This is a genomic window from Zobellella endophytica (assembly GCF_003012775.1).
Classification (GTDB): Bacteria; Pseudomonadota; Gammaproteobacteria; order Enterobacterales; family Aeromonadaceae; genus Oceanimonas; species Oceanimonas endophytica.
This window is the reverse complement of sequence record NZ_PXYG01000006.1, coordinates 232,632-245,140: the sequence shown is the minus strand read 5'-3', so window position 1 is coordinate 245,140 and position 12,509 is coordinate 232,632. Positions and strand designations below refer to the sequence as shown.

Genomic DNA, 12,509 nt, shown 5'->3' with positions numbered 1-12,509 from the left:
TTATTGCCTGGCGGCGATAGCGTTGTGGAACCACCTGACCCCATGCCGAACTCAGAAGTGAAACGCGACCGCGCCGATGATAGTGTGGCAGCTGCCATGTGAAAGTAGGTCACTGCCAGGCACCCAATTAAAAACCCCGATACGAAAGTGTCGGGGTTTTTTCGTTTGGAACTGAACAGGTTCTGCTCCGTAGAGCCAGCCCTTCACGCCGGTGAAGGGCTGGCTTGCACCTGCTATCAATCCACATCCCGGCCCAGGGCGGCACGGCGGATGCGATACCACTGCTGGCGGCTCAGCTGAATGTTTTCCGCCTGCACGGCCTGTTTTACCCGCGCCATCTTGCCCGAACCGATGATCGGCAGCGGCTGGCTCGGCAACATCATCACCCAGGCATAGACCACCTGCTCTATGCTGGCGGCGTCGACTTCCAGGGCGATTTGTGCCAGTTCGTCCCTGAGCGGCTGAAAATCCGGATCATGGAACAAGCGACCACCGCCGAGGCAGGACCAGGCCATGGGCCTGATATGCCGCTGCTGGCATTGATCCAGGGTACCGTCGGTGAGGCTGTCCTGTCGGATGGGAGAAATTTCCACCTGATTGGTGACCAGGGGATAATCCAGCCGCGACTGCAACAGCTCGAACTGACGCGGGGTGAAATTGGACACGCCGAAGTGCCTGACCTTGCCGCTTTTTCTCAGGTTATTAAAGGCCTTGGCCATCTCGTCGGCATTCATCAGATAGTCGGGCCTGTGGATCAGCAACAGATCCAGGTGGTCGGTGCCGAAATGGCGCAGCGACTGCTCTACCGAAGCGATGATATGGGCTTTCTCGCTGTTGTAGTGAGCCAGCTGATGCTCCGCTTTGGCAGCGGAAGGCAGCGCGATACCACACTTGGTGACGATTTGCAGCTGCTCTCTCAGCCGTGGTTTGAGCTTCAGGGCCTCGCCGAAGGCGGCTTCACAACCGTAGCCTCCGTAGATATCCGCGTGATCTATCGTGGTGATCCCAAGCTCCAGATGCTGTTCGATAAAGGTCAGTAATTGCTGGGGCGACATCTGCCACTCCAGCAGTCGCCAGTAGCCCATGATCAGGCGGGAAAACTGGGGCCCTTCGGGACTGATAAGAAGACGTGAAACCGGCATAGCTGGACTCCCTGTTATTGATTGTCATTATGGTTCTGTAAGGTCCTTCCCAAATATAGCTATTCTAGCCTTCCTGGGGGATGGACAGCTTGAGTTCGACGATACCGTCTTCCAGGTGCATGTCCACCTTGAATCCCAGTTTGCGCGCCAGCATCACCATGCCCCGGTTCGAGGGCATGGTGATACCGCTGAGGGTATGCAGCCCCCGCAGCCTGGCGTAGCGGACGATTTTTTCCATCAGCAAGCGGCCGAGGCCCACCCCCTTGAGATCGGAGCGCACCAGCACGGCAAACTCGGCATCGTTGTTGTCGGGATCCGACACCGCCCGTACCACCCCGAGAATATCGCCGTTGCCGGCCACCGCCACGAACGCCATCTCCCGGTCGTAGTCAATCTGGGTCATGTGGGCCAGCTCCTCGTGACCGATCACCACATCGGCGAAGAAACGCTTGTACCTGTCCTCGTCGGAGACGTGGCCGACAAAGTCCTTATGGGCCGGCTCGTCTTCCGGCAGTATCGGCCTGAGCAGTATACGGTTGCCGTCCTTGAGCGTGGCGGGCTCTTCCCATTCCTTGGGATAGGGCCGGATGGCCAGCCTGGCCTGGCCGTCGCCGTCGAATGGCCGCAGTTGCACACTGACATCCAGCGCCACCAGCTCGTTGCCGGTCGCCAGCAGCGGATGGATATCGAGGCTGGTGATCTCGGGGTGATTGATGATCAGGTGGGAAACCTGGGAGAGCACCCGGCAGATGGCTTCCATATCGAGCGCTTTCTGGGAACGGTTTGCTCTGACCTTGCCGCTTTTCAGGGCATGGATCACCAGATAGCGGGCCAGGGTCATGTTGAGCGGCGGCAGGGCCACCGCGGCCTGCTCTTCCCCTTCCCAGTCGACGCCGCCGTCGCCGAGCAGAATAACCGGGCCGAACACCGGATCCGATCGCACCGCTATGTGCAGTTCCTGGGAGCCGGCCCGGCGGGCCATGCGCTGCACCAGCAGGCCGTGGATGCGGGCTCCGGGGTAGGTTTGCCGCACCCGGTCGAGGATGGCGTCGGCGGCCCGGGCGACTTCCGCCGCCGAGCGCAGGTTGAGCATGACCCCGGAGACGTCGGATTTGTGAGCGATATCCGGGGAGCGCAGCTTGATGGCCACCGGATAGCCGATCTGCTCGGCGATATGGGCGGCCTCGGTGGCGTCGGAGGCGATCCAGGTGGGCAGGGTCTGAATGCCGTAGGAGGCCATCAGCCGGCTCACCTCGTGGGTATCCAGCTGGTGCACACCCTCGTCGAAGGCCTGCCGGATCAGTGTCCGTACCGTCTCGCTGTCGTTCGGCATGTCGGACACCGAAACCGGTGTTTCCATCAGCTGTTTCTGGTTGCGGCGATATTCCACCAGGTGCATAAAGGCACTGGCCGCGCTTTCCGGGGTACGGTAGGTGGGAATGCCGGCTTCGGTGAAGCAGCGCCTGGCCTCGAATACGCTGGTTTCACCCGACCAGTTGGTCAGGATATTGAAACGGGGCGATCGGGGGTGCTGGCGGACCAGCTCGATCACTTCCTTCGCGACCCGGGTGCTGGATATGGCGGCGGAAGGGGCGTGCATGATCAGGATGGCGTCGAAGTCGTCGCTGTCGAGCAGCACCCTGAGGCTGGCGAGATAGCGCTCTATCGGTGCATCGCCGACGATGTCGATGGGATTGGTATGGGACCAGGCCGAGGGCAGCACCTGGTCCAGCGCCGCCAGGGTGGCGTCTCCCAGGGTGGCCAGCTTGCCGCCCCGGGCCAGCAGGGTGTCGATGGCCATGATGGCCGGGCCGCCGCCGTTGGTGAGGATCACCAGGCGCTCGCCGCGCAGGCTCTGGGCGTGATTGAGGGTTTCCACCGCCGCGAACAGATCGTGGGTATCCCGCACCCTGAGCATGCCGGCCCGGCGAATGGCTGCGTCGTAGGCCGCGTCCAGGCCCACGTCGCCGCCGGTGTGCAGGTGGCCGAACTGGGCGCCGAAGCGGGTCTTGCCGCTCTTGACCACCAGCACCGCCTTGTTGCGGGAGGCGGCTCGCGCCGCCGACATAAAGGTGCGCGCATCCTGGATCGCGTCCATGTACAGCAGGATGGCATTGGTATGCCGGTCCCGGGCCAGGTAGTCGAGCAGTTGGGCGAAGTCGATATCGCCGGCGTCGCCCAGGGAAATGAAGTGGGAGAAGCCGATATCGTTATGGCGGGCCCAGTCGAGAATGGTGGCGCACACCGCCGCCGACTGGGAAACAAAGGCGATACGCCCCGGTTTGGCTGGAAAAGGCGCAAAACTCACATTCAGGCCCAGGTGCGGCAGTATCACCCCCATGCTGTTGGGGCCGAGCAGGCGCATCTGGTATTGGCGCGCACTATTGCGCATCTGCTCGATGGCTGCGGGCCGGGTGCCGGCGGCCAGGATAATGGCCGCTTTACAGCCCTTCTGCCCCAATTGCTCGATAATCAGCGGATTCTTGTCGGCCGGCGTACACAAAATCGCCAGATCCGGGGTGCGGGGCAGGCTGGCGATATCGGGATAGGCCATGACGCCGGCGATGGCCTCGTACTTGGGGTTGACCGGCATGACGGGGCCGCTGAAGTTGCCGGCCAGCAGGTTTTTCATTACCAGTTTACCGGCGCCGTTATCCCGGTGGGAGGCGCCGATCACGGCAATGCTTGCGGGGCGGAATAAGGCATCAAGTCCTTGCAGGGGCATAGCGACTCCTTGATTATCGGGCGAACCGTACCCACAGGGCCTTAGGCTTTGTAGCACATTATAATGCCCTGATCCTGTTTCATTTTCACTGCCGTGACCGGGGACGTGGCGGCGGCGAGAGCCGGCTTGCCGGCCTGGCGGGAAGTCGAATCTAACATCGGGGATGGTCCGGAGTATTGCGCTATCGCAAGTCCGGCACGGCGACGGGAAGTTCTGCTGCTGTTATCACGATACCCGACGAGCCCGCGGCGGTTCAGCCGAACAGCCGCTCCCGGAACATGAAGAAAACGGCGCCCAGCAGACAGAGCCCGGCCCAGACGAAGTCCATGCGGAAGGGCTCCTTCAGGTAGAGGATGGAAAAGGGCACGAATACCGACAGGGTGATGACTTCCTGCAGTATCTTCAACTGGCCCACGTTCACCACCTGGGCGCCGATGCGGTTGGCCGGCACCTGCAGCAGGTATTCGAACAGGGCGATGCCCCAGCTGATCAGGGCGGCCCAGATCCAGGGGCTGTTCTGCATGCTCTTCAGGTGGCCGTACCAGGCGAAGGTCATGAAGATATTGCTCAGGGTCAGCAGGCAAATGGTGATGAGTAAGGGGTTCATGACGTGATCTCCGGTACAGGCGCACGGATTATCGGGCCTGGCGCAAACTTGTACAAGATGGCGTGGGACGGGCTGTGAAAAGTTTTCACCCTTGCCGCTGTGGCCCGGGTCCCGGACAGGGGGTAAACTGGCCGAAATGCCCTGTCACCAAGGTTCAACATGCAGTTTCCCACCCTCGAAGATTTTGTCGGCAACACCCCCCTGGTGCGGTTGCAGCGGCTGGCCAGGCATACCCGCAGCCTGGTGCTGGTCAAGCTGGAAGGCAATAACCCGGCGGGTTCGGTCAAGGACCGGCCGGCGCTCAACATGATCCGCCAGGCCGAGGCCCGGGGCCTGATCCGGCCCGGCGATACCCTGATCGAGGCCACCAGCGGCAACACCGGCATCGCCCTGGCCATGGCGGCGGCGATCAAGGGTTACCGGATGGTGCTGATCATGCCCGACAACGCTACCGAGGAGCGCAAGGCCTCGATGCTGGCCTACGGCGCCGAACTGATCCTGGTGAGCAGGGAAGCCGGCATGGAAGGAGCGCGGGACCTGGCCGACAGCATGGCCGCCGAGGGCAAGGGCGTGATTCTGGATCAGTTCAACAATCCGGACAACCCCCAGGCCCACCTGCTGGGCACCGGGCCGGAGATCTGGCGTCAGACCGGGGGCCGCCTCACCCACTTCGTGTCCAGCATGGGTACCACCGGCACCATCATGGGGGTCTCCCAGTACCTCAAACAGCAGAATGCCGAGATACAAATCGTTGGCCTGCAGCCCTGTGAAGGCAGCCATATTCCGGGGATCCGCCGTTGGCCCGAGGCCTACCTGCCGGGCATCTTCGACCAGAGCCGGGTGGATCAGGTGCTGGACATCAGTGAGGCAGAGGCGGTGGACACCATGCTCAGGCTGGCGCGGGTGGAGGGCATCTTCTGCGGGGTCAGCTCCGGCGGCGCCGTGGCCGGCGCCCTCCGGCTGGCGGAGCAGGTCGACGATGCCCTGATCGTGGCCATCATCTGCGACCGGGGCGATCGCTACCTGTCATCCGGGGTCTTCAACGGCACTCGGGCTTGAAGCCGATAGCTGGGTGCTTGATGATGGCCGGCTTCCGGCTTTATGGTTCAGGATGTTTTCTGCCCCCGGGCTCGCAACCACTCCCGCCAGGGAGCCCGGCTGCCGGCGGGGTTGCCGTTCAGTACCAGGTGGGCGGCCAGGCCGAACACCACACCCCACAGGGCCGAGGACAGCCCGTACAGCGACAGCCCCGAGGCGGTGACGATAAAGGTGATCAGCGACGCTTCCCGCCCCTTCGGCTCCTCCAGCGCGGTGACCAGATTGCCGCCGATGGCGCCGAGCAGGGCCAGGCCGGCCAGCACCGCCACGAAGGCCACCGGCAGCGAGGTGAACAGGCTCACTATGGTGCCGGCGAACAGGCCGCCCACCAGGTAGAAGACGCCGTTGAACACCCCGGCCACGTAGCGTCGCCTGGGGTCTTCATGGGCGTCCTTGCCGGCGCAGATGGCGGCGGTGATGGCCGCCACCACTATGCTGATGCCGCCGAACAGCGCCATGGGCATAGACACCAGGCTGGTCACGCCGATGATGGGCCTGGCTCCGACCGGGTAGCCGGAACCATGCAGTATCGCCATGCCCGGCAGGAACTGGCCGGACAGGCTGACCAGCACCAGCGGCAGCGCCAGGCCCAGGGTGGCGGCCAGCGACCATTCCGGCCGGATCAGTTGCGGGGTGGCCAGCTCCCAGCGCAGGCCGGCCAGCGACGCCCCCTCCAGCACCATCGCCAGCAGTATGCCGGCCAGCAGCAGCAGGATCAGGCTGTACTTGGGCCAGAGCCGGCGACACAGCAGATAGGCGGCCAGCATGCCGAGGGCCAGGGCGGGGGAGCCGTCGATGGCGGTGAAGGCGCCCACCCCGAACTGGAACAGGATGCCGGCCATCATGCCGGCGGCCACGCCTTTGGGAATGGCGCGCACCAGGGCGTCGAAGCTGCCGGACAGGCCGATCGCCAGGGTGATGGCGGCGGCGGTGAGGTAGGCGCCCACCGCCTCGTTGAGCGACAGCCCGGGAAACAGGGTCACCAGCAGGGCGGTGCCCGGGGCCGACCAGGCGGTGACCACCGGAGCCCTGAGCCAGAGCGACAGCACCATGCCGGAGACGGCGGCGCCGAGGGAAATGGCCCACACCCAGGAGGTCATCATCTCCTGGGACACGCCGGCGCTGGCGCCGGCCTGGAAGAAGATGGCGAGCGGCCCGGCGTAGGACACCAGCACCGCCAGAAAGCCCGCGGCCACCGCCGGCAGCGACAGATCGCGCAGAAAAGAGGTCATATCCGGCTCCTTCTGAAAATAAAGCAATATGAGGGATAAATAGCAGGTTCTACCAGGATCTATCAGGCCGCGACAAACTTTCGGAGCCACTCAATCCAGTAGCACCCATGCTCAAATAGGCGGACAAAGGGAACGGCTCCGCCGACCGTCACATGCCAGGGATGGCATGTGACGAGCGACACAGGGATGTGCTCGAAGCGTGTCGGCGGAGTTGGCCCTTTGGCCGACTTCTTCGGGCCATGATGACGGCTTTGTCGACAAACTGATAGCCCCGGCACAAGGCCGGGGCCATGGTTATCGCCGCGAGGGATCAGCCGTTGCTGGCCGCGCCGGCTTCGGCGGCGGGCTGGCTGGCGCCGAGGCGCCGGCCCACCAGGGCGATGGCCAGGGTGGCGATGGCGCCCGGTACCGCCAGGGCCAGGAAGTTCATCTGGTGCGGCAGCGCCAGGGCCAGCAGGGTGCCGCCCAGCATGGGGCCGACGATGGCGCCGTTGCGGCCCACGCCCGAGGCCCAGCCGAGGGCGGTGGAGCGGATGCTGGCCGGATAGAACTGGGCCACATAGGCGTACAGCAGGATCTGCGAGCCGATGGTGGTGGCGCCGGCCACGGCCATCAGGCTGTACAGCAGCCACATGGGGTGGGGATAGCCGAGCAGCACCAGGGATACGGAGGCCAGCATAAAGAAGGTCACCAGCACCGAGCGCAGCGAGAAGCGGTCGGCCAGCCAGCCGCCGCCCACGGCGCCGACGATGGCGCCGATGTTCAGCACCATCAGCGACATCAGGCTGGAGCCCAGGGCGTAGCCGGCCATGGACATCAGCTTGGGCAGCCAGGAGCCGAGGGCGTAGACCATCAGCAGGCAGCAGAAGAAGGCGGTCCAGAACATCAGGGTGCTGAGGGTGCGGCCGCCGCGCAGCAGCTCCAGCACCGGCGCCTTCTGCTCCTTGACCGGCGGCACCACCAACTCGTCCTCACCGCGAATCTGCCGTTCCGGTGCCACCTTCTGCAGCAGTACCCGGGCCTCTTCATGGCGGTTCTGCGCCATCAGGAAGGCCACCGACTCGGGCAGGAACTTCATCATCAGCGGCAGCAGCAGCATGGGCACGGCGGCCAGGTAGAACATGATCTCCCAGCCGTAGTTGGGCACTATCCAGATCCCCAGGCCGGCGGACATCATGCCGCCCACCGCATAGCCGCTGAACATCAGCGCCACCAGGGTGCTGCGGCTTCTCTTCGGCGAGTATTCGCTCATCAGCGACACCACGTTGGGCATGACGCCGCCGATGCCGAGGCCGGCGATAAAGCGCAGCAGGCCAAACTGCCAGGGGTTGCTGGCCAGGCCATTGAGCACTGTGGTGAGGCTGAATAGTACCACGCACATCAGTATGGTTTTTTTGCGGCCGAGCCGGTCCGACAGCATGCCGAAGCCCATGGCGCCGAACATCATGCCGAACAGGGCGCTGCTGCCCAACAGGCCGGCCACGTAGGGGTTGAGCGCCCACTGATCCATCAGTATCGGCAGCACCACCCCGTAAATGACCAGGTCGTAGCCGTCGAAAATGATGATCAGGGTGCACCAGAACAGCACCTTCCAGTGGAAGGGGGTAAAGCTGGCGTTGTCTATAGTCTCGTTGACATCGATATGTTTCATCAGGTGTTACTCCGCGTGTTGTCCTTAAGTCTGGAGTCTGGAGTCCGGGGGCCTGGGCCCCCGCAGTTCCGATGTAAAGGCGGTCGATTCCTTCCGAGGCTGTCAGTCAAGGTGTTATCGGGACAGGGAACTGCCACGCCAACACGCAGCAAGTACTTCCCTGTATGCTCGACGATGGCATCCCTGCCATCGACGGTTGGCTCTGGCCGTCCCCTGTCCCTCTTGACTTAACGCATCAGGTCGATCCCTCCGGCCGCCTTTTCGTGTATCAGCCCGGATCTCCGCCCGCCACGGGGAGAATGGTGCCGGTGATATAGCTGGCGTCGTCGGAGGCGAGGAACAGGATGGCCGCCGCCTGTTCGTCCAGGGTGCCGTAGCGGTGCATCAGGCTGGTCGCCTTGGTCTGCTCGACCAGGGTCTGGTACCACTGCCGCTCCCGTTCGCCCTGGGCCTCGCTGTTGCGCGGGGTCAGCCGGGGCGGCGCCTCGGTGCCGCCGGGGGCGGTGGCGTTGACCCGGATGCCGTGCTCGGCGTATTCGAACGCCAGGTTGACGGTCATGGCGTTGACCCCGCCCTTGGCGGCGCCGTAGGGCACCCGCATCAGGCCGCGGGTGGCCACCGACGACACGTTGACGATGGCGCCACTACGCTGCGCCACCATGTAGGGCAGCACCGCCCGGCAGCACCACAGGGTGGGGAACAGGGAACGCTGGATTTCCTTCTGGATCTGCTCCGGACTGTAGTGCTCGTAAGGCTGGGCCCAGATGGTGCCGCCCACGTTGTTGACCAGCACGTCGATGCGGCCGAACCGCTCGCCCGCCCGGGTCATCAGGGTTTCTGCCCCGTCCCAGCTTTCCAGGTCGGCCTGCACCGCCAGGGCCTCGGCGCCTTGTTGTTCGAGTTCGGCCGCCAGTTCGTGCACGTAATCCGCCAGATCCGCCAGCACCAGGCGGGCGCCTTCCGCCGCCGCCCGCTCGGCCACCCGCCGGCCTATGCCCTGGGCGGCGCCGGTGATCACCATCACCTTGTCCTGGAAGCGGGCGCTCATGCCACCTGCTCCGCGAGGGTGGTGACGCTGGGGCTGAACTTCTCGTAGTGGAAGGAGGCGGGCTGGATGCCCTGGCCGCGGAAGTAGCCCAGCACCGCGTCCACCATGGGCGGCGGACCGCACAGGTAGACGTCCACCTCGCCGTGCTGGAGGGGAGCGTCTTCCATATGGTTGGTGACATAGCCCTTGCGCGGGTGGGCGCTGTCGGCGCCGGCCACCACCGTCTTGAAGCTGAAATTCCCGATATCGGCGGCGAACCGCTCCAGCGCCGGTACGCACACCAGGTCGTCGTCGTTGGTCACGCCGTAGATCAGGTGCACCGGCTGGTCGCAGCCCTTCACCTTGAGTTCTTCCAGCATTGCCAGGAAGGGCGCCAGGCCGGTGCCGCCGGCCAGCATCAGCACCGGGCGCGCCACCGGGCGCAGGTAGAACACGCCCATGGGGCCGGTCAGGCTCAGCCGGTCGCCGGCCCGGGCCTGGCCCACCAGCCAGGAGCTCATCAGGCCGCCCGGCACGTTGCGGATCAGGAAGCTCAGCTCCCGGCTGCCCGGGCGCGAGCTGAAGGAGTAGGCGCGGCTTTCCTCGCTGCCCGGCACCCTGATGTTGACGTACTGGCCCGGCAGGAAGGGGATGTCCTGGTCCGCGCTTACCTTGAGTTCGATGGCGGTGGGGGAGATCAGGTTGACCTCGGCCAGGGTGCCGCCGAACTCCACCTGGCCGGTCTTACACAGGGTGGAGGGGGCGGGGATCTCCACCACGCAGTCGCCGGAGGGCACCATCTGGCAGGTGAGCACCTTGCCCTCGGCCACTTCCTCCTCGGTGAGGGCCTCGTCGATGTAGTCGTCGCCCAGGTCGAAACTGCCCTGGCGGCAGCTGCCCTTGCAGGTGCCGCAGACGCCGTCGGAGCAGTCCATGGGCAACTTGATCTGGTTGCGGTAGGCCGCGTCCAGCACGGTTTCCCCTTCGTTGCAGCTGATGAAGCGGGTCACGCCGTCTTCGAAGTTGAGGGCTATGTTGTAACTCATGATGCTCTCCCCACCGGTTACAGGTGATAGATATCAATCACCTGATTGATGTAGTCGTTGTTCAGGATGATCTTCTTCTCGGTGATCACCGGCCGCTCACCGCTGGTGTCCAGGGTGTAGAAGGAGGTGCCGAAGAAGAACTGGGTCTGGTTGTAGCGGTGGCTGTTGGTCTGCCAGTTGAAGCGCAGCGTCACCCTGTCGCCCGCCTGCTCCAGGATCTCCAGGTTGCTGGTCAGGTGGGTGGTGCGCGGCTCCGGCAAGGAGCTTGCGCCGGAGCGCTCGGTCTTGATGCGGTAGACGCGATCTTCCAGGCCCTTACGGTTCGGGTAATAGATCAGCGAGATCTCACGCTGCGGATCCTCGGTCAGTTGATCCTCGTCGTCCCAGGCGGGCATCCAGTACACCACGTCTTCGTGGTAGCACTGCAGCCACTGATCCCACTGGCGATCGTCCAGCAAACGGGCCTCCCGGTGAATGAAAGCCTGGATTTGTTCGAAGCTCATGCTCATGCGGATGCCTCCTGTTCGGTGATGGAGATCAGGCGGGCGCGCTCGGTTTTGACCGCCTGCAGCATCTCTTTTACCCAGTGCTGGTGGTGGGTGACATAAAGCCCTTCGTCTTCCGGCTTGGCACCGCTCAGTATGGGCTTGAGGCCGATGGCGTCGGCGCCGGCGTCCGGGCCTTCAACCCAGTGGGCGGCGCCCCGGCTCATGTCGTTCCACTTCAGGCCGCTGGCCTGGTAGCCGTTCTGGCAGGCGCGGAATTCTTCCAGGTCGTCCGGCGTACCCATGCCGCTGACGTTGAAGAAGTCTTCATACTGGCGGATGCGCCTGGCGCGGTCGGCCGCCGGCTCGTTCTTCGGCGCCCAGCAGTAGATGGTGATCTCGGTCTTGTTGACGGAGATGGGGCGCAGCACCCGGATCTGGGTGGAGAACTGGTCCATCAGGTAGACGTTGGGGTACAGGCACAGGTTCTTGGTGGTGTTGACGATGGCGTCGGCCCGGGCCGCGCCCAGTTTTTCCTCCAGCCGCTGCAGGTGGTTGAACACCGGCCGCACTTGGGGGTTGGTGAGCCGGGTCCACAGCATCATGTGGCCGTTGTCGAAGGAGTAGAAGCCGCCCTCGCTGGACCAGCTCTTGGCGTCCACCGCCTCGGTGCCGCCCTTCTCGTAGTTGCGCTGGCTCATGGTGGACAGGTAGTTCCAGTGCACCGTGCCCACGTGGTAGCCGTCGGCGCCGTTTTCGGCGGTCAGCTTCCAGTTGCCTTCATAGGTGTAGGTGGAGCTGCCGCGCAGCACTTCCAGGCCGTCTTCCGCCTGATCGACGATGTTGTCGATGATCTTGGTGGTTTCGCCCAGGTATTCCCGCAAGGGCTGCACGTCGGCGTTGAGGCTGCCGAACAGGAAACCGCGGTAGGATTCGAACTTCGGCAGCCGCTTCAGGTCGTGGGAGCCGTCGGTGCTGAAGCTGTCCGGATAGCCGCCCTTCTTCTGGTCCCGGGCCTTCAGCAACTGGCCGTCGTTCTTGAAGGTCCAGCCGTGGAAGGGGCAGGTAAAGGAGGCCTTGTTGCCGCGCTTCTTGCGGCACAGGGTGGCTCCCCGGTGCGAGCAGGTGTTGAGCAGCGCCTGCAGCTCGCCGTCCTTGGTGCGGGTGATCATCACCGGCTGGCGGCCGACGGTGGTGGTGAAGTAGTCACCGGGGTTTTCCACCTGGCTTTCGTGGGCCAGGTAGACCCAGTTGCCTTCGAAGATGTGTTTCATCTCCAGGTCGAACAGCTCCTGGTCGGTGAAGATGCTGCGGTCGCAGCGGTAGTGGCCGCTCTGGGCGTCGGCTTCCACCGCGCCGCGGATCTTGTTTTCGAGTTTGTCGAGTTGGCGAGTCATCTGTCGTCACTCCATGCGATGTTGGGCTGGCCGTTTCCGGGCGCGAGTGTCCCCGGTCCGGCCCGCTGAGTGCGGGCCGGACGGCTGATAAACAGCCTG

Annotated in this window: 10 protein-coding genes and 1 rRNA gene; 2 read left to right on the top strand and 9 right to left on the bottom strand. The window is 64.2% G+C overall.

All coding sequences use genetic code 11. From position 1 onward, the window contains the following. Window positions 1-6: 6 nt before the first annotated feature. Window positions 7-121 (top strand): 5S ribosomal RNA (gene rrf / locus C7H85_RS14525). Window positions 122-236: 115 nt separating this feature from the next. On the opposite strand, the gene C7H85_RS14520 is transcribed toward rrf, so the two are convergent. The 3 genes from C7H85_RS14520 to C7H85_RS14510 all read right to left on the bottom strand — a co-directional run bounded on the left by C7H85_RS14520 (window position 237) and on the right by C7H85_RS14510 (window position 4,474). Then, entirely contained in the window at window positions 237-1,142 is a 906-nt protein-coding gene (locus C7H85_RS14520; RefSeq protein WP_106730408.1) for an aldo/keto reductase, read from the bottom strand. Window positions 1,143-1,206: 64 nt separating this feature from the next. Next, complete coding sequence (locus C7H85_RS14515; protein ID WP_106730407.1) at window positions 1,207-3,867, bottom strand: bifunctional acetate--CoA ligase family protein/GNAT family N-acetyltransferase; 2,661 nt, start codon at window positions 3,865-3,867, stop codon at window positions 1,207-1,209. Between the two features lie 253 nt (window positions 3,868-4,120). Next, complete coding sequence (locus C7H85_RS14510; protein ID WP_106730406.1) at window positions 4,121-4,474, bottom strand: DMT family protein; 354 nt, start codon at window positions 4,472-4,474, stop codon at window positions 4,121-4,123. 159 nt (window positions 4,475-4,633) lie between these two features. On the opposite strand from C7H85_RS14510, the gene cysM reads away from it, so the two are divergent. Beyond that, the gene (cysM, locus tag C7H85_RS14505; protein ID WP_106730405.1) at window positions 4,634-5,533 is read left to right on the top strand and encodes a cysteine synthase CysM; all 900 of its coding nucleotides are present in this window, start codon (window positions 4,634-4,636) and stop codon (window positions 5,531-5,533) included. 47 nt (window positions 5,534-5,580) lie between these two features. Here cysM and C7H85_RS14500 read toward each other — a convergent pair whose 3' ends face one another. The 6 genes from C7H85_RS14500 to C7H85_RS14475 form a co-directional block, all read right to left on the bottom strand. After that, window positions 5,581-6,804: a benzoate/H(+) symporter BenE family transporter gene (locus tag C7H85_RS14500; RefSeq protein WP_106730404.1), complete on the bottom strand. Its 1,224-nt coding sequence runs from the start codon at window positions 6,802-6,804 to the stop codon at window positions 5,581-5,583. Between the two features lie 310 nt (window positions 6,805-7,114). Further along, a complete protein-coding gene (locus tag C7H85_RS14495) occupies window positions 7,115-8,455 on the bottom strand; it encodes an MFS transporter (RefSeq protein WP_106730403.1) in 1,341 nt (446 codons plus the stop codon). Window positions 8,456-8,723: 268 nt separating this feature from the next. Beyond that, on the bottom strand, window positions 8,724-9,503 hold the full coding sequence (benD, locus tag C7H85_RS14490) for a benzoate diol dehydrogenase BenD (RefSeq protein WP_106730402.1): 780 nt from the start codon (window positions 9,501-9,503) through the stop codon (window positions 8,724-8,726). Beyond that, window positions 9,500-10,528, bottom strand: a complete 1,029-nt coding sequence (gene benC, locus C7H85_RS14485; RefSeq protein ID WP_106730401.1) for a benzoate 1,2-dioxygenase electron transfer component BenC — start codon at window positions 10,526-10,528, stop codon at window positions 9,500-9,502. Before benC ends, benD begins: the two co-directional genes overlap by 4 nt. Before the next feature lie 17 nt (window positions 10,529-10,545). Next, window positions 10,546-11,037: a benzoate 1,2-dioxygenase small subunit gene (gene benB, locus C7H85_RS14480; RefSeq protein WP_106730400.1), complete on the bottom strand. Its 492-nt coding sequence runs from the start codon at window positions 11,035-11,037 to the stop codon at window positions 10,546-10,548. After that, window positions 11,034-12,410 (bottom strand): Rieske 2Fe-2S domain-containing protein, encoded by a 1,377-nt coding sequence (locus C7H85_RS14475; RefSeq protein WP_106730399.1) that lies wholly within the window; start codon window positions 12,408-12,410, stop codon window positions 11,034-11,036. Before C7H85_RS14475 ends, benB begins: the two co-directional genes overlap by 4 nt. Window positions 12,411-12,509: the final 99 nt, after the last annotated feature.

Bases quoted from the DNA above. Each gene is read 5' to 3' on its own strand.
- C7H85_RS14520 (WP_106730408.1), bottom strand. From the start codon at position 1,142: ATGCCGGTTTCACGTCTTCTTATCAGTCCCGAAGGGCCCCAGTTTTCC.
- C7H85_RS14515 (WP_106730407.1), bottom strand. From the start codon at position 3,867: ATGCCCCTGCAAGGACTTGATGCCTTATTCCGCCCCGCAAGCATTGCC.
- C7H85_RS14510 (WP_106730406.1), bottom strand. From the start codon at position 4,474: ATGAACCCCTTACTCATCACCATTTGCCTGCTGACCCTGAGCAATATC.
- cysM (WP_106730405.1), top strand. From the start codon at position 4,634: ATGCAGTTTCCCACCCTCGAAGATTTTGTCGGCAACACCCCCCTGGTG.
- C7H85_RS14500 (WP_106730404.1), bottom strand. From the start codon at position 6,804: ATGACCTCTTTTCTGCGCGATCTGTCGCTGCCGGCGGTGGCCGCGGGC.
- C7H85_RS14495 (WP_106730403.1), bottom strand. From the start codon at position 8,455: ATGAAACATATCGATGTCAACGAGACTATAGACAACGCCAGCTTTACC.
- benD (WP_106730402.1), bottom strand. From the start codon at position 9,503: ATGAGCGCCCGCTTCCAGGACAAGGTGATGGTGATCACCGGCGCCGCC.
- benC (WP_106730401.1), bottom strand. From the start codon at position 10,528: ATGAGTTACAACATAGCCCTCAACTTCGAAGACGGCGTGACCCGCTTC.
- benB (WP_106730400.1), bottom strand. From the start codon at position 11,037: ATGAGCATGAGCTTCGAACAAATCCAGGCTTTCATTCACCGGGAGGCC.
- C7H85_RS14475 (WP_106730399.1), bottom strand. From the start codon at position 12,410: ATGACTCGCCAACTCGACAAACTCGAAAACAAGATCCGCGGCGCGGTG.